This window comes from Verrucomicrobiia bacterium (assembly GCA_026414565.1).
Taxonomy (GTDB): domain Bacteria; phylum Verrucomicrobiota; class Verrucomicrobiia; order Limisphaerales; family Fontisphaeraceae; genus Fontisphaera.
The window spans coordinates 100,926-121,018 of sequence record JAOAIT010000061.1; the positions used below are offsets into that span (position 1 = coordinate 100,926).

Consider the following 20,093-nt stretch of genomic DNA (forward strand, 5'->3'; position numbering starts at 1 on the left):
CCAGGGCCAGCCGATAAGGTACAGGTGCTATGAGAACCTTGATAAACAGCGGGGTTTGGATGGCCGTTTGTGCCATTTTTGGGGTGACCGGTCCTGGGAGTATGGCTTGGGGCGCCACGGGCAACAGCCAGCCGGGCCTGGTCAATCAATGGTTGCGGGAGCAATCGCCCGCGGCGGAGAAATGGGACCTGGGCGCGCAATTCCGTGTCCGTTATGAGGTCAAGGAAAACGCCGGGGTCACCGCCAACCGGGATTTCCTGCGCAATCTGGCGAATGACAATGACTGGCTGCTCTTCCGCACCAAGGTGCATCTGGGGTGGACGCCCTGCGATTGGGTCACCCTGTTTGCGCAGGGCCGCGACAGCACGGTGCATAGCGATGTGCGCTCGCCGTCGCCGGATCGCGATCGTTTTGACCTCTATCAGGCCTATGTGAATCTGGGCCGGCCCAAGGCCTTTCCCCTGACCTTAAAAATCGGCCGGCAGGAGCTGGCCTATGGGGACGAGCGCTTCATTGGGGTGAGCGACTGGAGCAATGTCCCCCGTACCTTCGACGCCGCCAAGCTCCGCCTGCACGGCGGGGACAAGTGGTGGGTGGATGCCTGGGCCGGGCGGGTGGTGCTGCCCTACAACCGCCATTTTAATGTGGCCAATGATTATGACTGGTTCTTTGGCCTCTACGCCTCGGCGCGCGGCGTGGTGCCCAAGTGGGAGACGGAGGCTTATCTGGTATCGCGCAACGTGAGTGCCGGCTCCCCGACGGCGATCACGCCGACCCTTGGCGGGCCGGGGCCGCGCGACCTTTACATGCCCGGCGTGCGGGTCAAGTCCCTGCCGGGGGCGTACGGTCCGTGGGATTTTTCGGTGGAGCTGGCCGGCCAACTGGGCAGCATCAATCAAGGCGGGCTGCGGCGTGATTTGTACGCCTTTGGCGGGGGGGTCTGCGGGGGGTACACGTTCAAGGAGGCCTGGGCCAGCCCGCGGCTGGCGTTGGGCTACGACTTTGGCACGGGGGACGAGAATCCGGCGGACGGGGAGGTGAACACCTTTCAGAGCCTGTTTGGCACCAATCACCGGTTTTATGGCACCATGGACTTGTTTGGGGGGTGGAACATGCACATACCGCGGGCCAATGTGACGCTCAAGCCGGTGAAAAACCTGACGCTCACCGCGGAGGTGCTGGGCTTCTTTCTGGCCAGTGACCAGGACTATCTTTACACGGTGACCGGCGCCGCGCGGGTGGGCAATGGCTACGGCATCAACACCCAGGCGGGCCGCTTTGTGGGCACGGAGATTGATGTGGTGGCCAATTTTAATCCCACGCCCTGGGTCAATCTGCAGATGGGCTATGGGCATTTCTTCGTGGGGGATTACTTGCGCGACACGGCGGCGCTGGTGCCGGCCAACGGGGGCACGGTGGGGGCGCACTGGTTCTACGTGCAGGCCATCATGAAGTTCTAAAAGCGCAGGGATGGGGCAAGGAAAATGGCGCATCCATCAGGAGTCGAACCTGAAACCTTCTGATCCGTAGTCAGATGCTCTATCCAATTGAGCTATGGATGCGCCCCAGCGCGTAAAAATGTAATCGTCCCGGCCGGCCGGTGCAAGCAGTTTTATCAGGGCCTGCCCGGCGGCCCGGCGCGGGTGGAGGGGGGCAGCCTGCCGGGGATTTTGGTTTGTCATCGGGGCGGGGGAGGCCATACTGTTGGGCGACAGCGGCGCCGGTGAAGATGGGAGCAGGATGATATGCGCATTTTAGCCCTGGACCATGGGACGAAGCGGGTGGGTGTGGCCATTTGTGACGAAATGGAGCTGATAGCCCAGCCGCTGGAGTACATTCCGGCCGAGCCGTTTGATCAGTTTCTGGCCCGGCTCAAAACCCTGATCAAGGAAAAGGAGGTTGAGCTGCTGGTGGTGGGGATGCCCCGCAACATGGACGGCAGTTATGGCCCGGCGGCGTTGAAGGTGAAGGAGTTTGTGGCCATTCTCAAGGATGCGCTGGCTGTGCCCATACAAACCTGGGATGAGCGGCTTACCACGGCGCAGGCCCAGCGTTTGTTGATACAGGGCGGGGTGCGGCGGCAGCAGCGCAAGGAAACGGTGGACCGCATGGCGGCGGCCATTTTGCTGCAAAGTTTTCTGGATGCCCGCGCACAACGTCCCCCGAGCGCATGAGCGTGTCCGGTGTGGTCAAATTCAAACTGGTCATTGCCTACGAGGGCACCCGCTATCAGGGGTGGCAGGTGCAGAAGATCGGGGTGGGGGTGCAGCAGAAAGTGGAGGAGGCCTTCGCCCGGCTGCTACCCGCGCCAGTGCGGGTGCACGGGTCCAGCCGCACGGATACGGGGGTGCATGCCGTGGGCATGGTGGCCCATGTGGAGGTGCCGGAGACGGCGCTGCGCCTGCCGGAGGCCAAATGGCCGCTGGCCCTCAATGCGCATCTGCCGGAGGACATCCGGGTGTTGAGCGTGCGGCGGTGCGCGCCGGATTTTCACGCGCGCTTTCAGGCGCGGGGCAAGCAGTATCGGTATTTTGTGTGGAATCATCCGGCGCATCATCCGTTGTTGCGGCATTTGACGTGGCATGTGCCGCGGCCGCTGGAGCTGGCGCCCATGCGGGAGGCGGCGCGTTATTTTCTGGGCCGGCATGATTTCCGCTCCTTTGCGGCGAACCGCAACTATGAGGTGGAAAACACGGTGCGGACGATTACGCGGCTGGACATTCGCCGGGCCGGGCCGCAGTGGACGTTTATCATCGAGGGGGATGGTTTTTTGTATAAAATGTGCCGGGGCATGGTGGGGACGCTGGTGCAGGTGGGGCTGGGACGCATCCCGCCGGAGGCCATTCCGGCCATGCTCAAGCAGCGGGATCGGCGCGTGGCGGGCATGACGGCTCCCGCGCACGGGCTGGTGCTGTGGAAGGTGTTTTATGGGCGCGCGCCGGCGGATCTGCCCGCCGCCGGCACGACAGCGGCGGCCAGAGAAAGTTGAAGGCCCGGCGGCGGCCGCCGGGGGGGGCGTTTTTGGGCCGGCAAATTCTTCATGAATTTTTACGGGCGTTGGCCTAGGATGGGGCGGGGCATGAGGTTATGTACCGGCTGTTGCTCATAGACGACGAGGCGGACGTGCAGTACTCCTTCCGGCGGTTGTTTGAAGGGCCGGAGGTGGAGGTGGCCACCGCCTCCAGCGGCGAGGAAGGCTTGCGCCTCATTCCGCGGCTCAAACCGGACCTGGTGCTGATGGATGTGCGCATGGCCGGCATGAGCGGGCTGGAGACGCTGCGCCGGCTGCGGCAGACGGACGCGCGGCTGCCGGTCATCATCATGACCGCCTACGGGACCACCCAGACGGCGATCGAGGCGATGAAGCTGGGGGCGTATGATTATCTGCTCAAGCCGTTTGACGTGCCCAAGCTCAAGGAGGTGGTGGCGGCGGCGTTGCGGGCCTCGCAGGCCATGCGGCAGGCGGTGAGCCTGGAGACGAGTCTTTCGGCCGAGGATGTGGCCACGGGCATGGTGGGGCGCAGCGCGGCGATGCAGGAGGTGTTCAAGCTCATCGGGCAACTGGCGGCCTCGGATGCCACGGTGCTGATCACCGGCGAGAGCGGCACGGGGAAGGAGCTGGCGGCGCGCGCGATTTACAGCCACAGCCGCCGGGCGCAGCAGCCGTTTCTGGCCATCAACTGCGCCGCCATACCGGAGACGCTGCTGGAGAGCGAGCTGTTCGGGCATGAGAAAGGCGCGTTCACCGGCGCAACGACGCAGCGCATTGGCAAGTTTGAGCAATGCCATCACGGCACCCTGTTTCTGGATGAAATTGGCGACATGAGCCCCGCCACGCAGACGAAGATTTTGCGGGTGCTGCAATCGGGGGAGTTTGAGCGGGTGGGCGGCAACCAGACGGTGAAGGTGGATGTGCGGGTGATTGCCGCCACCAACCGGCCGCTGGAGCGGGCGGTGGCGGAAAAGAATTTCCGGGAGGATTTGTTTTACCGGCTGAACGTGGTGCGGCTGCATCTGCCGCCGCTGCGGGAGCGGAAGGAGGATCTGCCGCTGCTGGTGGAGTTTTTTTTGCGCAAACTGGCGCGGGCGGCGGGGCGGCCGCGGCCGGGCGTGGCGCCGGAGACGCTGGCGCTGCTGGCGCAGCATGACTGGCCGGGCAACGTGCGCGAGCTGGAGAACGTCATGCAGCGGGCACTGGTGGTGGCCAAGGGGGACACGCTGCTGCCGGAGGATTTGCCGGCCGAGCTGCGGGGCGGGGGGGGCGTCGCCCCGCGGGCGGTGCCCGCAACGCCCGGGCCGGCCGCGCCGGCGGCAGCCGCCCCGCCGGCCCCGGCGGGGGCGGGGGAGGTGGCGGCGCTGGTGCGGGCGCTGTTTGACTGGGCGCGGCAGGATCCGCGGCGGCGGCTGCTGCCGGCGGTGGAGCGGGAGCTGGTGTTGCAGGCTCTGCGGGAGACGGGCGGCAACCAGGTGCAGGCGGCCCGGCTGCTGGGCATGACGCGCGCCACGCTGCGCAAGCGCATGGAGCGTTACGGCATTCGCCGGCAGATTTCGGTGGAATAAAAAAAAGACGCGGGGCTGAGCGACTCAGCCCCGCGTGATGCAGGGGTTTTCCCTGGTTCCTCAAAAAGAGGCGGCTTAATAATCCATGTCACCGCCCATGCCGTGCCCGCCAGCGGCCGGCTTTTCCTTCTTCTCCGGGATCTCGGTGACGAGGCACTCGGTGGTGAGGAGCAGCCCGGCGATGGAGGCCGCGTTTTGCAGCGCGGTGCGGGTGACCTTCTTGGGATCCACCACGCCGGCCTTCACGAGGTCCTCATACACGCCGGTGGCCACGTTGTACCCTTCGTTGCCCTTGCGGCGTTTGACTTCCTCGACCACCACTTCGCCCTGCACGCCGGCGTTGTCGGCCAGGGCGCGGAGCGGGTATTCGACGGCGCGTTTGACAATGTCCACGCCGATTTGCTCGTCCTCATTGTCGCCCTTGACGGCGGCAATGGCGGCCTGGCAGCGGATGAGCGCCACCCCACCGCCGGCGACGATGCCTTCCTCCACCGCGGCGCGGGTGGCATGGAGCGCGTCTTCCACGCGGGCCTTCTTCTCCTTCATCTCGGTCTCGGTGGCGGCGCCGACATTGATGACGGCCACGCCGCCAGCCAGCTTGGCCAGGCGCTCCTGCAGTTTCTCGCGGTCATAATCGGAGGTGGTTTCCTCGATCTGGCGGCGGATCTGGTTGACGCGGCCCTGGATGTCGGCGGTTTTGCCACAGCCCTCGACGATGGTGGTGTTCTCCTTGTCCACCACCACGCTCTTGGCGCGGCCGAGGTCGGAGATTTCCACATTTTCGAGCTTGATGCCGAGGTCTTCGCTGATGAACTTGCCGCCGGTGAGGATGGCGATGTCCTCGCACATGGCTTTGCGGCGATCGCCGAAGCCTGGGGCCTTGACGGCGCAGACGTTGAGCACGCCGCGCAGCTTGTTGACCACCAGGGTGGCCAGGGCCTCGCCCTCGACTTCCTCGGCGATGATCAACAGCGGCTTGCCGACCTTGGCGACCTTCTCGAGCAGCGGGAGGAGGTCTTTGAGGCTGCTGATCTTCTTCTCATAGACCAGGATGTAGGGGTCTTCGAGCTTGCACTCCATGGTCTCGGCATTGGTGACGAAGTAGGGCGACAGGTAGCCCTTGTCGAACTGCATGCCTTCGACCACTTCGAGGGTGGTTTCGATGGACTTGGCCTCCTCGACGGTGATGGTGCCGTCCTTGCCCACCTTGTCCATGGCGTCGGCGATGATTTCGCCGATGGCCGTGTCCCAGTTGGCCGAGACGGTGGCCACCTGCTTGATCTCCTCCTTGTCCTTCACCTTCTTGGCGATTTTGTCGAGCTGCTGCACGGCGGCGTCCACCGCCTTGGCAATGCCGCGCTGGATGCCGATGGGGTTGCCGCCGGCGGTGACGAACTTGAGGCCTTCGCGGTAGATGGCCTCGGCGAGGATGGTGGCGGTGGTGGTGCCGTCGCCGGCGGTGTCGCTGGTCTTGCTGGCGACTTCACGCACCATCTGGGCGCCCATGTTTTCAAACGGGCACTCCAGCTCGATTTCCTTGGCCACGGTCACACCGTCCTTGGTGACGGTGGGGGAGCCAAATTTTTTGTCGAGCACCACGTTGCGGCCCTTGGGGCCGAGGGTGGCCGTGACGGCCTTGGAGAGCTTGGTGACACCCCGGAGGATGGCCTGCCGGGCTTGATCGTCGAACAGAAGTTGTTTTGCTGCCATAGTCGGTTGGGTTCAGGTTAAAGGTTCGGGTTTTCAGGGAGTTATTCCAACACGGCAAGGATGTCGTCCGAGTTGAGGATCTTGTATTCCTTGTCGTCCAGTTTGATTTCCGTCCCGCCATACTTGCTGGTCAGGACATGATCGCCCACTTTGACCTCAAAGGGGATTTTTTTGCCGTTGTCGTCGGTTTTGCCGGTGCCCAGGGCCACGACCACCGCTTCCATGGGTTTTTCCTTGGCGGTGTCGGGGATGATGATCCCGCCCTTTTTCACTTCTTTCTCTTCCACCGGTTCCACCAGAACACGGTCCCCGAGAGGTTTCACTTTGACTGCCATAATGTTCGTTTTGGTTAGTGTTGACTGCTTGTTGTTCAGGTTTCTTGAAACAACTCCCACCGCACCCGCGGGGGAAATGGGAAAGGCGCCCGTCCCCCCCGGCCTGCGCCGCCGCTGATTCCGGGCGCGCGTCCGGGTGGAACGGGCGAAAGTTTATTTTTTCTTCTCGTCCACCACTTCGGCATCAATGATGGTTTCACCCGGTTTTTCGTTGGCGCTGCTGCTGGTGCTGCTGCGCGCCTCGCCGGTGCCGCCGGCGGCCCCGGCCTTCATCCGCTCGGCGCCCGCCGCCTTGTACACCTCGCTCCAGGCGGCCGAGCTGGCCTCGATGACCTTTTCGAGGGCCTGGCGGATGGCCGCGGTGTCCTTGCCTTTCAAGGCGTCCTTCAAGGCGCTGATGGCCGACTCGATTTTGGCCTTCTCGCCGGCGGGGATTTTGTCGCCGTGGTCGCGCAGCATTTTTTCGGTGCGATAGATGGTGGAGTCGGCCTCGTTGCGGGCCTCCACCTCCTCGCGCCGGCGCCGGTCTTCCTCGGCGTGGGCCTCGGCGTCGCGCCGCATGCGCTCGACTTCTTCCTTGGTGAGGCCGCTGCTGGGCGTGATTTTGATGCTGTGCTGTTTGCCGGTGCCCAGGTCCTTGGCGCTGACGCTGAGGATGCCGTTGGCGTCAATGTCAAAGGTCACTTCAATTTGCGGCACGCCGCGCGGGGCCGGCGGGATGTCCACCAAATCGAACTGCCCCAGCAGCTTGTTGTCGTCGAACATGGGCCGTTCGCCCTGGGCCACGCGGATGGTGACCGCGGGCTGGTTGTCCGAGGCGGTGCTGAAGATCTCGCTCTTGCGCGTGGGGATGGTGGTGTTGCGCTCGATCATCTTGGTGAACACCTTGCCCATGGTCTCGATGCCCAGGGACAGGGGCGTCACATCCAGCAGCAACACATCCTTGACTTCGCCCTTGAGCACGCCGCCCTGGATGGCCGCGCCCACGGCCACTACTTCGTCCGGGTTGACGCCCTGGTGGGGGGTCTTGTTGACCAGCCGCCGGGCGGTTTCCACGACGCGAGGCATGCGGGTCATGCCGCCCACCAGCACCAGTTCGTCCACCTGCTCCGGCGTGATGCCGGCGTCCTTGAAGCAGTTGCGCACCGGGATGACCGTGCGCTCGAAGAGGTCATCGCACAACTGCTCCATTTTGGCCCGGGTCAGCTTCATGCTGATGTGTTTGGGGCCGGTGGCGTCAGCAGTGATGAAGGGCAGGTTGATTTCGTATTCCTGCGCGCTCGACAGGGCGATCTTGGCCTTCTCGGCCTCTTCCTTGATGCGCTGCAGGGCGTCGGGCTGCTTGCGCAGATCAATGCCGGTGTCCTTCTTGAAAGTGTCCAGCACCCAGTCCATGATGCGGTTGTCCCAGTCGTCCCCGCCCAGGTGGGTGTCGCCGTTGGTGGCCTTGACTTCAAACACGCCGTCGCCGATTTCCAGCACCGAGATGTCGAAGGTGCCGCCGCCCAGGTCATAAACGGCGATCCGCTCGTCCTTCTTCTTGTCCAGGCCATAGGCCAGGGAGGCGGCCGTCGGCTCGTTGATGATGCGCAGCACCTCCAGGCCCGCAATGCGGCCGGCATCCTTGGTGGCCTGCCGTTGCGAGTCGTTGAAGTAGGCCGGCACGGTGATGACCGCCTGGGTGATCGGCTCGCCCAGCCGCATCTCGGCATCGGCTTTGAGTTTGGCCAGGATCATGGCCGAGATTTCCGGCGGACTGAACGTCTTGGGCTTGCCGTCCACCTCCACCTCCACGTGGGCGTCGCCGTTGGCGGCCCGCACCACCTTGTAGGGCACCCGCTTGATTTCCTCCTGCACTTCATCGTACTTCCGTCCCATGAAGCGCTTGATGGAGAAAATGGTATTGCGCGGGTTGGTGACTGCCTGCCGCTTGGCGGCCTCGCCCACCAGCCGCTCGCCTGATTTGGTGAAAGCCACTACGGAGGGCGTAGTCCGTTTGCCCTCACTGTTTTCCAATACCACCGGCTCCCCGCCTTCCATCACCGCCATGCAGGAGTTGGTGGTCCCCAGGTCAATTCCCAATACTTTTGCCATATTCAACCTCAGTTAAATCCGCGCTTTAACCAGCAAACGAGGTGCCACGGTGCAAAATAAATACAAGATGCTGTAAGAGAGTAACTTACGTATAATACAATGACGCCAGCCGCCGCTGTCGCACATTAAAAGTGTATCGTAATGGCACATCGGGGATGTTTTTTGGCACATGAAGATGCGTCCGGAGTGAATGGCCTAAAACAAGCGGAGTTGCGAAGTTAAATTGATGCCAAGCCTTGGACAGGCTCCTGCCGGGGTGGTGGCGGAGCGGGGCTGGCTGAATAAGAAATAATTTACAAGCGTCCGAATCTGCAGATAATTAACCAAATTAATTCAGTCACTGTCCTGCTGTTTTTTACATGAAGAAGAAAATTGTCAGCACGAAACTGCCTCCGACCGTTATTTATTACAGTCCGGGAGAACAAAAAGAACGAGCGGCGCTGGGTTTGCCGCCGAGCGCGCCGGCGCCCAAGGGGATGCTCAAGAAGCTGCCGGTGGGGCGGACACCGATTTTGAAGAAGGCGATCTCGGCGCCGGGGGTGTTGAACGAGGCGCCGGTATATGGCAGCGCGTTTACGCGGGGGTTGCGGCTGGAATTGCCGGCGCAATACACGCAACTGCTGATCAGCGGGACCGCCAGTGTGGGGCCGAATGGCGAGACGTTGTATCCGGGGGATTTTCGGGCGCAGCTCTGGCGCACCTATCACAACATCACCCGGCTGCTGGAGAGTGAAGGGGCCACCTGGCATGACGTGGTGCGGACGACGTGCTACCTGCGGGACATTGACCGTGATTACGCGGAGTTCAACCGCATTCGGACCGAGTTTTTTGACGCGCTGGGGCTGGATCCCTACCCGGCCAGCACGGGGATTCAGGCGGGGATTTGCCGGAGCGATCTGTTGATTGAGATCGAGGCGGTGGCGATTCTGGTGCCGTAACGAGCACGGCTGCGCAAGCCAGGCCCGGTGGGGGCGGGCCGGCCTTTTTCTGGCGGGCCGGCGGCGGCCGGTTTTGCGGCTTGTCAGGGGCGATGGGCGGCGATAGGTTGGGGGACGTGGCGCAGTCGGCAGCACAACCACACGGGCACAATCTTCTTTCTTATCATGGCAACGCTGGTGTTTGACATTGAAACCACCGCCCTGCCGGTGGAGGCTTTTGATGAAGTGCAGCGCGAATATTTGTTTCGCGAGGCGGAGAAATTGGAGGACGAAGCGGCGCGGGCCCAGAAGCGGGCCGAGCTGGAGCACCTGATGAGCCTGTATCCGTTGACGGCGCAGGTGGTGTGCATTGCGATGCTCAATGCCGAGAGCCAGCGGGGGCAGGTGCTGTTCACGGCCGAGGATTACGAGGATGACGCCGACGAGGCCGGGCCGGTGGAGTTTGTGCCATTTCCCGACGAGGGGGAGATGCTGAATGCGTTTTGGGATGTGGCCAAACATTATGAGCAAATTGTGACGTTCAACGGCCGCTCCTTTGATATTCCCTTTTTGTATCTGCGCTCCGCGCTGCTCAACGTGCCCATCAGCCGCAAGGACTGGCTGGGGTACCGTTTTACGGCCGAGCCGCATTGTGACCTGGCGGAGCAGCTCACCTTTTATGGGGTCAGCGGGCGCGATGGGGCGGCACGGAAGTTCAATCTGGACTTCTACTGCAAGGCGTTTGGCATCGAAAGCCCCAAGATGCAGGGCGTGACGGGCATGGATGTGGCGGCGCTGGTGGCCGCGGGCCGGTATCGGGAGGTGGCGGAGTATTGCCTGCGGGATGTAAAGGCCACGGTGCAGCTTTACCGGGTGTGGAAGGAGCGCCTGGCGGGCATCAAATGACGGGCGCGGTTCCCCATGGCCTGTCTGCCGCCCTTCGGCCGGTGGTGCTGATGTTTGCCCTGGGACGCGAGGCGGCGCCGCTGCGGGCGTGGGTGCGCGCCGAGCCGCGGGTGTTGCTGCGGGTCACGGGGGGGGGCCGGGCGCGTGCGGAGCGGGCGGTGGAGGAGGTGCTGCGGGAGTGCCTGCCGGCGCTGGTGATCACGGGCGGCTTTGCGGGGGCCTTGCGGCCCGAGCTGGGGTTGGGCACGGTGTTGTATGCCATGGAGCCGGGGCATGCGTTTGCAGGATGTCTGCGGCGGGCCGGGGCGCAACCGGCGCGTTTTCATGGTGCGGAGCGGATGTTGATTACGGCGCGCGAGAAGGCGGAATGCCATGCCCAAACGGGGGCCGACGCGGTGGAGATGGAATCGGCCTGGATTGAGGCCCGCTGCCGGGAGGCGGGAGTGGCCTGTGCCACGGTGCGGGCCGTTTCGGATGAGGCAGGGGAGGATTTGCCGCTGGATTTCAACCGGCTGGGGACTCCGGACCGGCCGCTGTCACCGTGGAAACTGGCGGGCGCCGTGTTGCAGGCCCCGGGGGTGATTCCCGGCCTGCTGCGGTTGCGGGCCCAGACCGATCTGGCCGGGCGGGCGTTGGCCGGGGTGTTGCAGAGGGCATTGCAAGACTGGCTGGCGGGGAGTGGATAACCCCCCCGCAGATTGCCGTGCTGTGCTTGTCCCCCCGGCGACGCCGGGAGGGTGAAGGTGTGGTATTTTTTTCATTTTCCGCTTTGACAGGCGGCGGGGCGGGTTGGCAAGGTTAAGTATTATTATTGAAACTGAATTATGGCTGAATTAGTTGGCAATCTACTGGTGGCCCAGTCGGGCGGGCCTACTTCCGTCATTAATGCCAGCGTGGCGGGGGTGGTGACCGAGGCCGGCAAGCATGAGTTCATCGAGGAAATCTACGGGGGGATGAATGGCATCCTGGGCATCCTCAATGAGGACTTGATTGATTTGAATGACGAGCAACGGCGGGCGATTGAGGGGCTGCGCTATACGCCGGCGGCGGCGCTGGGCACCTGCCGGTACAAGATTGACTTCAAGAAGAAGCCGGAAAAGGCGGCCAAGGACATGGACCGGCTGTTTCAGGTGTTTGAGGCCCATAACATCCGCTACTTTTTCTACATTGGGGGCAACGACTCCCAGGACACCTCCCACAAGGTGCATGAAGAGGCGGTCAAGCGGGGGTACGAGATGCGGGTGATTGGGGTGCCCAAGACGATTGACAACGATCTGCCGCATACCGATCACTGCCCGGGGTATGGGTCGGTCATCAAGTACAACTGCACCACGGTAATGGAGGTGGGGATTGATGTGGGCAGCATGGCCACCGATGACGGCTCCTGCTGCATCATCGAGGTGATGGGCCGCTCGGCGGGGTGGATTGCGGCCGGGACGGTGCTGGCCAAGCGGGGTGATCCGGCCAATCCGCCGCATATCATTTTGCTGCCGGAAATTCCGTTCGATGAGGATAAATTCGTTGCCAAGGTGAAGGAAGTGGTGGACGCCTACAAGTATTGCGTGGTGGTGGTGGGCGAGGGCGTGAAATACCCGAATGGCGAGGAAATTGGGGCGGACAAGACGCGCCTGGACGCATTTGGCCATCCGGTGCTGGCGGGGGCGGCGGAGAAGCTCAAGCAGATTGTGCAGGGCCGGCTGAACACCAAGACGCGGACGGTGCTGCTGGGCTACGCGCAGCGGGCGGCGGCGCATTGCGCCAGCCTGACCGACTCGAACAACGCGTTTGCCGTGGGAGAAGCCGCGGTGCGTGCGGCGGTGGAGGGCAAGAGCGGGTACATGGTGAAGATTGTGCGCCAGGTGGGGGCTGGTGGCCTGATTCAATGGAGCACGGATCTGCAGCCGTTGCAGGATATTGCCAACGTGGAGCATTTCCTGCCGCGGGAATGGATCAGCGAGGACGGCTTCATGCCCAACGAGAAATTTGTGGAGTACGCCCTGCCGCTCATTGAGGGCGAGGTGCGGCCGCCGATGGAGCATGGCCTGCCGAAGTATGTGAGCCTGCTCAAGAATCGCGTGGAGAAGAAACTTCCGCCGCGGGCGTAGGGCAGGTGTTATTTTAGGGCAAAGCCCCGAAAACCGGGCGGTTTTCGGGGCTTTCCTTTTGGGCCGAGGCGTCGGCTGCGGGGGGCGGCGCGCCTGGCCGATACATCAGAGGCGGGTTATTTGACGTCCAGGCACACCCCTTCGACGGTGCTGCGGACGTAGAGCCGGCCGTTGCTCAGGGCGGGCGTGGTCCAGCACTTGCCGCTGACGGCTTTGTAGCGTGCCAGCTCCTTGTAGGCGGTGGGGGAAGGCTCCACCAACACCACGTGGCCATCGTCGGCCAGGGCCACCAGTTTGTTGCCGGCCAGGATGATGTGGCCGGCGCCGAAGCCGGGTTTTTCCCATTTGATTTCGCCGGTTTTAACATCCACGCATTTCAAAGGGCCGCGCCCGTACTGTTTGAAACTGAACATGCCGTAGAGGTGGCCGTCCTTGTACACGGGGGTGCTCCAATGATTGGCCAGCTTGGTGTCGCCCGGCACCTGCCACAGCGGCGTGGCTTTGAACTGCTGGCCTTCTTTGGTGATGCGGCAGGCGCCGCCGCCCACGCCATAACCGGCGGAGCAATAAACGATGTCATCGCAAACCACCGGGGAGGCGGCGGTGGAGACGTTGAACTTGTAGGGGAAACGCCACAGCTCGCGTCCGTCCACCACGGACACGGCGACGAGCCCGCTTTGCATGAAATAGATGATCTGGCGGACGCCGTGAATCGTGGCCACGACGGGCGTGGCATGGGTGATGCGTTCATTGCCGGTTTTCCAGAGCAGTTGGCCGGTGTTTTTGTTGAAGGCGAGCATGGATGCGCCCTGGCCGCCGCCGGCCACAAAGACAAAATCGCCGTCCACCACGGGGGACATGGCGCTTTTCCAGCCGATGTTGCGGCCTTGAAACTCTTTGAGGATGTCCTTGCTCCAGACTTTTTTGCCGGTGGCGGCATCCACGCAGCTCAGCACGAGGTCCTGGGAGAAGACGTACACCCGGTTGCCGCTGACGGTGGGGGTGGAGCGGGGGCCGTCGCCGCCGCGATTGTCCGGGGCGCCATCGTCACCGCCTCGGTCATAGATGCCGGGGCCGATGTCAAAGCGCCAGAGGACCTTGCCGGTGTTGGCGTCCAAGGCCACCAATTGTTCCACCGCGCCGCCCTGTTCCTCGCTTACGAGCTGGGTATAGACCCGGCCCCCGGCCACGGAAAAGGAGCTGAAGCCGCGGGGGGTGGGGACTTTCCAGAGCACTTTGGGGCCGCTGGCGGGCCAGGGATTCAAGGTTTCCGGGGTGATGCCATTGCCCTGGGGGCCGCGGTAGGCGGGCCAGTCCGCCGCAGGGAGGGTCAGGGCGGTCAGGGCGGTGGCAAGCATCCAGTGATACAGCCGATGTATCGTATGTGGTTGGATCATCATGGTATGTCAAAGCTGTTGCCTTGGACGCGCCGGGCCAGGGGCTTCTTCAATGGCGGGGCGATTTTCAGATGCCCAGGCGCTGGCAGAACTCCTGGGCCAGGACTTCATAGGCGGCGGCGCCCGCACTGTATTTATCGTAATGAATGATGGGCTTGCCAAAGCTGGGCGCCTCGGCCAGGCGGGTGGTGCGGGGGATGACGGTGTCAAAGACAATGGGGCCGAAGTGCTGGCGGACCTCGCCCTCGACCTGGCGGGAAAGGTTGGTGCGGGCGTCAAACATGGTCATCACCACGCCAAAGAGATGGAGGCGGGGGTTAACGCCGGTATCGCGGAGCTGATTGATGATGCGGGTGAGGCTGGAGATGCCCTCCAGGGCGTAGTACTCGCACTGGAGGGGGACCACCAGGCCATCCGCGGCGGCGAAGGCGTTGAGGGTCAACACTGCCAGGGAGGGGGGGCAGTCAATCAGCACGACCTGGTATTGATTGGCGTGGAGCACCGGCTCCAGGGCCAGAGCGAGGCGGTGGAGGTGCTGATCGGCACGGATCAACTCGACATCGGCCCCGCACAAATCCATCTCGCTGGGGATGGCATCGAGCCGCTCAAAGGGGGTACGTTTGATTTTTTCGGTCAGGGAGCCTTGCCCCAGGAGGGGGCCATAGGCGCTGCCGCCGGGTTCTTTTTCCAGGCCCACGCCGCTGGTGGCGTTGGCCTGGGGGTCCAGGTCCAGCAGGAGCACACGCCGTCCCTGCGCGGCCACGCAGGCGGCCAGATTCACGGCAGTGGTGGTTTTGCCCACCCCGCCTTTCTGGTTGGCCACGGCAATGACTTTGGTCGCCACGCCGCTGATTTAAGGGAAAGCGCGCCGGGAGGACAGCAAAAAATGGGCGCGGGGGGCGGGCAGCCGGGGCCGGGCGGGGGCGGCCGGGGTGGGCCGGGTTTCTGCAAAAAGTTTGCGGCAGGCTGGCCGATTGCTTAAACTGGGCGCATGGTCGAGACACAAGCGACCCGGGATGTGGTTGGGGAGCAGGAGGCGGAGGGCCTGGCTCAGGCTTTCCGCTGGATGTTGCTGGCCCGTGCCCTGGATGAAAAAATGGCCAATCTGTACCGGGGAGGCCGGATTCATGGCGGGGTGTTTCTGGGACGCGGGCAGGAGGCGTTGAGTGTGGCGGTGGGGATGAATCTGCGCCGGGGGGATATTTTTGCGCCGCTGATACGCGATTTGGCGGGGCGGCTGGCCTTTGGCGAGCCGGTGCTGGATGCTGTGCGCACGCACTTGGGGTCGGTGTTAGGCCCGATGCGTGGCCGGGATGGCAACATTCACCGGGGGCGTTTGGAGATGGGGTTGTATCCCATGATCAGCCATTTGGGGGCGATGATTTCAGTGGTCAACGGGGCGTTGATGGCGCGGCGGATGCAGGGGCGGTCGGGCACGGTGGGGGCGACCTGCATTGGGGATGGAGGGACGTCCACCGGCGCTTTTCATGAAGCGGTGAATCAGGCGGCGGTGGAGCGGCTGCCGCTGGTGTTGGTGATTGCCGACAATCAATACGCCTACAGCACGCCCACCAGCCGGCAATATGCCTGTGCGCGGCTGCTGGATCGGGCTGCGGGTTACGGGGTGGAAGGCCATGCGGTGGACGGCACCGATCTTGGCGCCTGCCTGGCCACGCTGCGCGAGGCCGTGGGGCGCGCCCGGGCGGGGCGGGGTCCGCAGATGGTGGTGGCCACGCTGCTGCGGTTGTGCGGGCACGGGGAGCATGATGATGCCTCGTATGTTAATCCCAAATTAAAGGAGCTGCCGGTGGGGCGGGACTGCCTGGGGGTGGCGGAGCAGCAGGTGCTGGAGAGGGGGCGGGTCACTCCCGCCGAAGTGCAGCGGTGGCGGCAGGAGGCGCAGCAGCAGGTGGAGGCGGCGGTGGCGCAAGTGCAGCAGGAGCCGGTGCCTGATCCGGTGACGGAGCGTTGGGAGGCCATCAGCACCACGCGGTTGTTGGATCAGTTTGCTTCCACCTAAGGGGGATTTGGGGAGTCATGAGCATCACCTACCTTGAAGCCATCCGCGCCGCGCAGGCCAGGGCCCTGGCGGAAGATCCGCGGGTGTTCATTTACGGGCAGGACGTGGGCGCGTTTGGGGGGGCCTTCAAGGCCACCAAGAATCTGCAGCAAGAATTTCCGGGGCGGGTGCTGGATGCGCCGATCAGCGAAGATGCCATCCTGGGATCGGCGGTGGGGGCGGCCATTGAAGGGATGCGGCCGATTGTGGAGATTCAGTTTGCCGATTTCAGCACGGTGGCGTTCAACCAGATTGTCAATCAGGCGGCGACGTTGTTCTGGCGCACGGGCAGACCGTGCCCCATCGTGGTGCGGCTGCCGTCGGGGGGGACGATGGGGAGCGGGCCTTTCCACAGTCAGAGCATGGAGGCGCTGTATGCGCATTATCCCGGGCTGATTGTGATGACGCCCGCGACGGTGGAGGACGCTTACAGCATGTTGCTGGAGGCGGTGGCGCTGGATGATCCGGTGATTTTCTGCGAGCACAAATTTCTTTATTACCACTTGAAGGCGGAGGCCCTGCCGGAGACGGCCCTGCCGGTGGGCCGGGCCCGGATTGCGCGGCCGGGCCGTGATCTGTCGCTGGTGACCTACAGCGCCATGGTGCACGAGGCGCTGGCCGCCGCGGAGGAGCTGGCGGCGGAGGGGGCGGAGCTGGAGATTGTGGATCTGCGTTCGGTCAAGCCGCTGGATACGGATACGGTCATGGCTTCGGTGGCGCGCACGGGGCGGTTGCTGGCGGTGGGCGAAGCGTGGCCGTGGGGCGGGGTGACGGCGGAGGTGGTGGCGCGGGTGGCGGCGGAGGGTTTTAATTTGCTGGATGCGCCGCCGCAGCGGTTGAATGCCAAGGACACGCCGATACCGTTTCATCCCAATTTGTGGGCGGCGCACCGGCCCACGGCGCGGTCCATCGCGGATGCCGCCCGGAAACTTTTGCGGTTATGAACGGCCCTTGCACCTGATGCAACCTGCCTTTGCCTTATGCCATACGTACCGATTTTAATGCCCCAGTTGGGCGAGTCCATTGCCGAGGCCACCGTGGTGCGCCTGTTGGCGGCGCCGGGGGACAAGGTGGAGAATCACCAGGAGGTGTTGGAGGTGGAAACCAACAAGGCCACCATGACGGTGGTCAGCCCCTGCGCCGGCCGGCTGGCCGAATGGCTGGTGCAGGTCAATGAGAGTTATCCGGTGGGCAGCGTGCTGGGCCACATTGAAGTGGAGCAACCGGCGGCTCCGCCGCCTGCGGCCGCGCCGCAAACCCCGGTGGCCGCCGCTGCGGCGCCTCCGGCGGGGACGCCCACGGCCACGGCCCTGCCGCTCACGCCGCCGCCCCAGAAGGTGGAGCCGCGGGTGAGGGGCCTGCCGGTGCCCGCGGACCGGCTGGGGGCCACTTACATGTCGCCGCGGCTGAAGGCGCGGATTCAGGAGCTGGGTTTGCAGGCGGCTGACCTGGCCGGCATTGCCGGCAGCGGAGCGGGGGGGCGGGTCACCATTGAGGACTTTGAGCGGTACATTGCCCATCTGGAACAGCAGAAACTCACGCCAGCTTCGCCCATGCGGGTGGCGGTGGCCGATGCCATGCGGCGGAGCTGGACGCGGCCGCTGGCGACGGTGGGGCTGCCGGTGGTTTTGGATCCCTTGTTGCAGCATCGCAAACAATTTGAGCCCAAACCCGGCCCCACCTTGTACGCCCTGCGGGCGCTGGCGCTGGCCCTGGCGGAGAACAGCGCGCCGGCGGGCCGGCTGGTGGGGGCGCGGATAGTGCATCCGCCGGCGGTGGACATTGGCTTTGCCGTCGAGGCGGAGGAAGGGGTGCTGGTGCCGGTAATTCGCGCGGCGGACAAGAAAACCCTGGCGGAGCTGGTGCCGTTGTATGACCGGCTGCTGCAGCAGGCGCGGGCGCGGAATCTGCCGGCCGATGCCACGGGCGGCTCGATCTGCACGGTGACGAATTACGGCACGTTTGGGTTGATCTGGGCCACGCCGATACCGCTGCCGGAGCAAACCCTGGTGCTGGGTCTGGGGGCCGGGCGCAAGGTGCCCCGCTGGGATGAAGCCCGGGGTCAGTTTGTGCCGGTGATGGAGGCTTATTTGACGCTGAGCTTTGATCATCGCGTGCTGGATGGCGGCGCCGCCGGGCGCCTTCTGACGCGCATTGCGGCCCTGATGAACCAGCCGGAAATCCTCTAAGCGGCCGGAGCGCATGGCATGAGACTGGGCGCGCACATGTCCACCAGCGGGGGGGTTCATCGGGCCTTGGAGCGCGGGCTGGGGATTGGGTGTGAGGTGGTGCAATTGTTTGTTAAAAACAACATGCAGTGGTTTGGCCGCCCCTATGCGCCGGAGGAAATTGCCCGTTTTGCCGGCGTCCTGGCGGAGGGGCGGCTGGCGTCGGTGTTTGGGCACACGGGTTATCTCATCAACATTGCCGCGCCGGCTTCGGCCAACCGCGAGCGCTCCCTGGAGTCGTTGACCCAGGAGATTCAACTGGCCGGCAGTCTGGGGCTGCCGTTTCTGGTGCTGCACCCCGGGGCCCATCTGGGCCAGGGGGAGGAGGCCGGATTGCGGCAGGCGGCGGCGGCTTTGGATGAGGTGTTTGCGGCCACGGCGGATTCGCCCGTGCGCCTTGCGCTGGAAAACACAGCGGGACAAGGCACCTGTCTGGGGCACCGGTTGGAGCATTTGTTTGAATTGTATGCCCGGGTGAAGCATCCGCAGCGTCTGGGATTGTGTCTGGACACGGCCCATTTTTTTGCGGCGGGTTATGATGTGCGGCTGCCGCAGGTGTGGGACGCGGTCATTGCGGAGTGCGAGCGGCGGCTGGGGTTGGAGCAGATTTTGGCGGTGCATCTGAACGATTCCAAGAGCGAGCTCGGCTCGCGGGTGGACCGCCATGCCGGCATCGGCCAGGGGGCCATGGGCCGCGAGGCCTTCCGGCACATCGTCAATGATGCCCGCTTTCGCGAGCTGCCCGGCTGTCTGGAGACGCCGAAGTCGGAAGATTTGCACGAGGATGTGGAGAATCTGGCCGTGTTGCGCAGTTTGCTGGCCAGGGCGCCCGCCTCCGCCGGGGGGGAAGCCAAAGCCGGGGCAGGTCTTGGCAAGCCGCGCAAACGCAAGCATATTAGGAGAACATTGGGAAACAGGAATTGACTTATGGAAAAACCACCTATGGTGCCACCGGTGATTGGCAGTGCCACTCCTCCGCGAGTGATGCACGAGATAGATTTCAAGATTTTCGGCGACGACATGCAGTTCGTCGAGATCGAGTTGGACCCCATGGAGGCGGCGGTGGCCGAATCGGGCGCCATGATGTACATGGAAGACGGGATTGAGATGGAAACCGTGTTTGGCGACGGCTCGCAGCAGAGCAGCGGGTTGCTCGGTGTGCTGGTGGGGGCGGGCAAGCGTCTGCTGACCGGCGAGAGCCTGTTCATGACAGTCTTTCAAAACCGTGCCTCCGGCAAGCGCCGCGTGGCGTTTGGCGCGCCGTATCCGGGCAGGATCATCCCGGTGCATCTGGCCGAGCTGGGGGGCGAGCTGCATGCCCAGAAAGACGCCTTTTTGTGCGCGGCCAAGGGCGTGTCGGTGGGCATCGCGTTTCAGCGCCGGTTTGGCGCCGGTTTGTTTGGCGGGGAGGGCTTCATCCTGCAGCGGCTGCAGGGGGATGGCTATGCCTTCATCCATGCGGGGGGCGCGTTGTGCGAGAAGACCCTGGCGCCGGGCGAGGTGCTGCGGGTGGACACCGGCTGCGTGGTGGCGTTTCAGCCTTCGGTGGAGTTTGACATTCAATTTGTCGGGAAAATCAAGACGGCGTTGTTTGGCGGGGAAGGCTTGTTCTTTGCCACCCTGCGCGGCCCGGGGCGGGTCTGGCTCCAAAGCCTGCCGCTGAGCCGCATGGCTGATCGCATTGTCTCCGCAGCCCAGGCGGGCGGCCGGCGCGAAGAAGGCTCGGTGCTGGGCGGGCTGGGGAATCTGCTGGATGGGGACTAGGCCGGGGGGAGTTTTTTG

18 protein-coding genes and 1 tRNA gene are annotated in these 20,093 nt (G+C 64.0%); 13 read left to right on the top strand and 6 right to left on the bottom strand.

Annotated elements, in window-relative coordinates:
* Positions 1-101 precede the first annotated feature (101 nt).
* Entirely contained in the window at positions 102-1,460 is a 1,359-nt protein-coding gene (locus N3J91_14865; GenBank protein ID MCX8157702.1) for an alginate export family protein, read from the top strand.
* A 25-nt stretch (positions 1,461-1,485) separates the two neighbouring features.
* Here the strand turns inward: N3J91_14865 and N3J91_14870 are convergent.
* Positions 1,486-1,562, bottom strand: a tRNA-Arg gene (locus N3J91_14870).
* Positions 1,563-1,745: 183 nt separating this feature from the next.
* Between N3J91_14870 and ruvX the strand changes: the two genes are divergently transcribed.
* The 3 genes from ruvX to N3J91_14885 all read left to right on the top strand — a co-directional run bounded on the left by ruvX (position 1,746) and on the right by N3J91_14885 (position 4,560).
* Complete coding sequence (gene ruvX / locus N3J91_14875) at positions 1,746-2,174, top strand: Holliday junction resolvase RuvX (protein MCX8157703.1); 429 nt, start codon at positions 1,746-1,748, stop codon at positions 2,172-2,174.
* A complete protein-coding gene (gene truA, locus N3J91_14880) occupies positions 2,171-2,989 on the top strand; it encodes a tRNA pseudouridine(38-40) synthase TruA (GenBank protein MCX8157704.1) in 819 nt (272 codons plus the stop codon). The genes ruvX and truA overlap by 4 nt, the downstream gene beginning before the upstream one ends.
* A 98-nt stretch (positions 2,990-3,087) precedes the next feature.
* The gene (locus N3J91_14885) at positions 3,088-4,560 is read left to right on the top strand and encodes a sigma-54 dependent transcriptional regulator (GenBank protein ID MCX8157705.1); all 1,473 of its coding nucleotides are present in this window, start codon (positions 3,088-3,090) and stop codon (positions 4,558-4,560) included.
* 75 nt (positions 4,561-4,635) lie between these two features.
* On the opposite strand, the gene groL is transcribed toward N3J91_14885, so the two are convergent.
* The 3 genes from groL to dnaK form a co-directional block, all read right to left on the bottom strand.
* Complete coding sequence (groL, locus tag N3J91_14890; GenBank protein ID MCX8157706.1) at positions 4,636-6,270, bottom strand: chaperonin GroEL; 1,635 nt, start codon at positions 6,268-6,270, stop codon at positions 4,636-4,638.
* A gap of 41 nt (positions 6,271-6,311) precedes the next feature.
* Positions 6,312-6,605: a co-chaperone GroES gene (locus tag N3J91_14895; protein ID MCX8157707.1), complete on the bottom strand. Its 294-nt coding sequence runs from the start codon at positions 6,603-6,605 to the stop codon at positions 6,312-6,314.
* Between the two features lie 153 nt (positions 6,606-6,758).
* Positions 6,759-8,699: a molecular chaperone DnaK gene (gene dnaK / locus N3J91_14900; GenBank protein MCX8157708.1), complete on the bottom strand. Its 1,941-nt coding sequence runs from the start codon at positions 8,697-8,699 to the stop codon at positions 6,759-6,761.
* 359 nt (positions 8,700-9,058) lie between these two features.
* On the opposite strand from dnaK, the gene N3J91_14905 reads away from it, so the two are divergent.
* From N3J91_14905 to N3J91_14920, 4 genes are all read left to right on the top strand, one after another.
* Positions 9,059-9,637, top strand: a complete 579-nt coding sequence (locus N3J91_14905) for a Rid family hydrolase (GenBank protein ID MCX8157709.1) — start codon at positions 9,059-9,061, stop codon at positions 9,635-9,637.
* Between the two features lie 165 nt (positions 9,638-9,802).
* Entirely contained in the window at positions 9,803-10,522 is a 720-nt protein-coding gene (locus tag N3J91_14910) for a ribonuclease H-like domain-containing protein (GenBank protein ID MCX8157710.1), read from the top strand.
* The gene (locus N3J91_14915; protein ID MCX8157711.1) at positions 10,519-11,208 is read left to right on the top strand and encodes a hypothetical protein; all 690 of its coding nucleotides are present in this window, start codon (positions 10,519-10,521) and stop codon (positions 11,206-11,208) included. The genes N3J91_14910 and N3J91_14915 overlap by 4 nt, the downstream gene beginning before the upstream one ends.
* Positions 11,209-11,346: 138 nt before the next feature.
* The gene (locus N3J91_14920; GenBank protein MCX8157712.1) at positions 11,347-12,627 is read left to right on the top strand and encodes a 6-phosphofructokinase; all 1,281 of its coding nucleotides are present in this window, start codon (positions 11,347-11,349) and stop codon (positions 12,625-12,627) included.
* Positions 12,628-12,743: 116 nt separating this feature from the next.
* Here N3J91_14920 and N3J91_14925 read toward each other — a convergent pair whose 3' ends face one another.
* Both N3J91_14925 and N3J91_14930 read right to left on the bottom strand, forming a co-directional pair.
* Entirely contained in the window at positions 12,744-14,027 is a 1,284-nt protein-coding gene (locus N3J91_14925) for a PQQ-binding-like beta-propeller repeat protein (protein ID MCX8157713.1), read from the bottom strand.
* A gap of 64 nt (positions 14,028-14,091) precedes the next feature.
* On the bottom strand, positions 14,092-14,868 hold the full coding sequence (locus N3J91_14930; GenBank protein MCX8157714.1) for a ParA family protein: 777 nt from the start codon (positions 14,866-14,868) through the stop codon (positions 14,092-14,094).
* 147 nt (positions 14,869-15,015) lie between these two features.
* Here N3J91_14930 and N3J91_14935 point away from each other — a divergent pair, with 147 nt between their 5' ends.
* From N3J91_14935 to N3J91_14955, 5 genes are read left to right on the top strand one after another with little or no spacing between them, the layout of a single operon-like run.
* Positions 15,016-16,044, top strand: coding sequence for a thiamine pyrophosphate-dependent dehydrogenase E1 component subunit alpha (locus tag N3J91_14935; protein MCX8157715.1), 1,029 nt, complete (start codon positions 15,016-15,018; stop codon positions 16,042-16,044).
* A gap of 17 nt (positions 16,045-16,061) precedes the next feature.
* Positions 16,062-17,027 (top strand): alpha-ketoacid dehydrogenase subunit beta, encoded by a 966-nt coding sequence (locus tag N3J91_14940; GenBank protein MCX8157716.1) that lies wholly within the window; start codon positions 16,062-16,064, stop codon positions 17,025-17,027.
* A gap of 36 nt (positions 17,028-17,063) precedes the next feature.
* Entirely contained in the window at positions 17,064-18,272 is a 1,209-nt protein-coding gene (locus tag N3J91_14945) for a 2-oxo acid dehydrogenase subunit E2 (protein ID MCX8157717.1), read from the top strand.
* An 18-nt stretch (positions 18,273-18,290) separates the two neighbouring features.
* Positions 18,291-19,235: a deoxyribonuclease IV gene (locus tag N3J91_14950; GenBank protein ID MCX8157718.1), complete on the top strand. Its 945-nt coding sequence runs from the start codon at positions 18,291-18,293 to the stop codon at positions 19,233-19,235.
* A gap of 60 nt (positions 19,236-19,295) precedes the next feature.
* Entirely contained in the window at positions 19,296-20,075 is a 780-nt protein-coding gene (locus tag N3J91_14955) for a TIGR00266 family protein (GenBank protein ID MCX8157719.1), read from the top strand.
* Positions 20,076-20,093 lie beyond the last annotated feature (18 nt).

Coding starts and splice junctions, on each gene's coding strand:
- N3J91_14915 (MCX8157711.1), top strand. CDS start 10,519: ATGACGGGCGCGGTTCCCCATGGCCTGTCTGCCGCCCTTCGGCCGGTG.
- N3J91_14955 (MCX8157719.1), top strand. CDS start 19,296: ATGCACGAGATAGATTTCAAGATTTTCGGCGACGACATGCAGTTCGTC.
- N3J91_14925 (MCX8157713.1), bottom strand. CDS start 14,027: ATGATGATCCAACCACATACGATACATCGGCTGTATCACTGGATGCTT.
- N3J91_14920 (MCX8157712.1), top strand. CDS start 11,347: ATGGCTGAATTAGTTGGCAATCTACTGGTGGCCCAGTCGGGCGGGCCT.
- ruvX (MCX8157703.1), top strand. CDS start 1,746: ATGCGCATTTTAGCCCTGGACCATGGGACGAAGCGGGTGGGTGTGGCC.
- N3J91_14885 (MCX8157705.1), top strand. CDS start 3,088: ATGTACCGGCTGTTGCTCATAGACGACGAGGCGGACGTGCAGTACTCC.
- N3J91_14905 (MCX8157709.1), top strand. CDS start 9,059: ATGAAGAAGAAAATTGTCAGCACGAAACTGCCTCCGACCGTTATTTAT.
- N3J91_14895 (MCX8157707.1), bottom strand. CDS start 6,605: ATGGCAGTCAAAGTGAAACCTCTCGGGGACCGTGTTCTGGTGGAACCG.
- N3J91_14935 (MCX8157715.1), top strand. CDS start 15,016: ATGGTCGAGACACAAGCGACCCGGGATGTGGTTGGGGAGCAGGAGGCG.
- N3J91_14945 (MCX8157717.1), top strand. CDS start 17,064: ATGCCATACGTACCGATTTTAATGCCCCAGTTGGGCGAGTCCATTGCC.
- N3J91_14910 (MCX8157710.1), top strand. CDS start 9,803: ATGGCAACGCTGGTGTTTGACATTGAAACCACCGCCCTGCCGGTGGAG.
- N3J91_14950 (MCX8157718.1), top strand. CDS start 18,291: ATGAGACTGGGCGCGCACATGTCCACCAGCGGGGGGGTTCATCGGGCC.
- dnaK (MCX8157708.1), bottom strand. CDS start 8,699: ATGGCAAAAGTATTGGGAATTGACCTGGGGACCACCAACTCCTGCATG.
- N3J91_14865 (MCX8157702.1), top strand. CDS start 102: ATGGCTTGGGGCGCCACGGGCAACAGCCAGCCGGGCCTGGTCAATCAA.
- truA (MCX8157704.1), top strand. CDS start 2,171: ATGAGCGTGTCCGGTGTGGTCAAATTCAAACTGGTCATTGCCTACGAG.
- groL (MCX8157706.1), bottom strand. CDS start 6,270: ATGGCAGCAAAACAACTTCTGTTCGACGATCAAGCCCGGCAGGCCATC.
- N3J91_14940 (MCX8157716.1), top strand. CDS start 16,062: ATGAGCATCACCTACCTTGAAGCCATCCGCGCCGCGCAGGCCAGGGCC.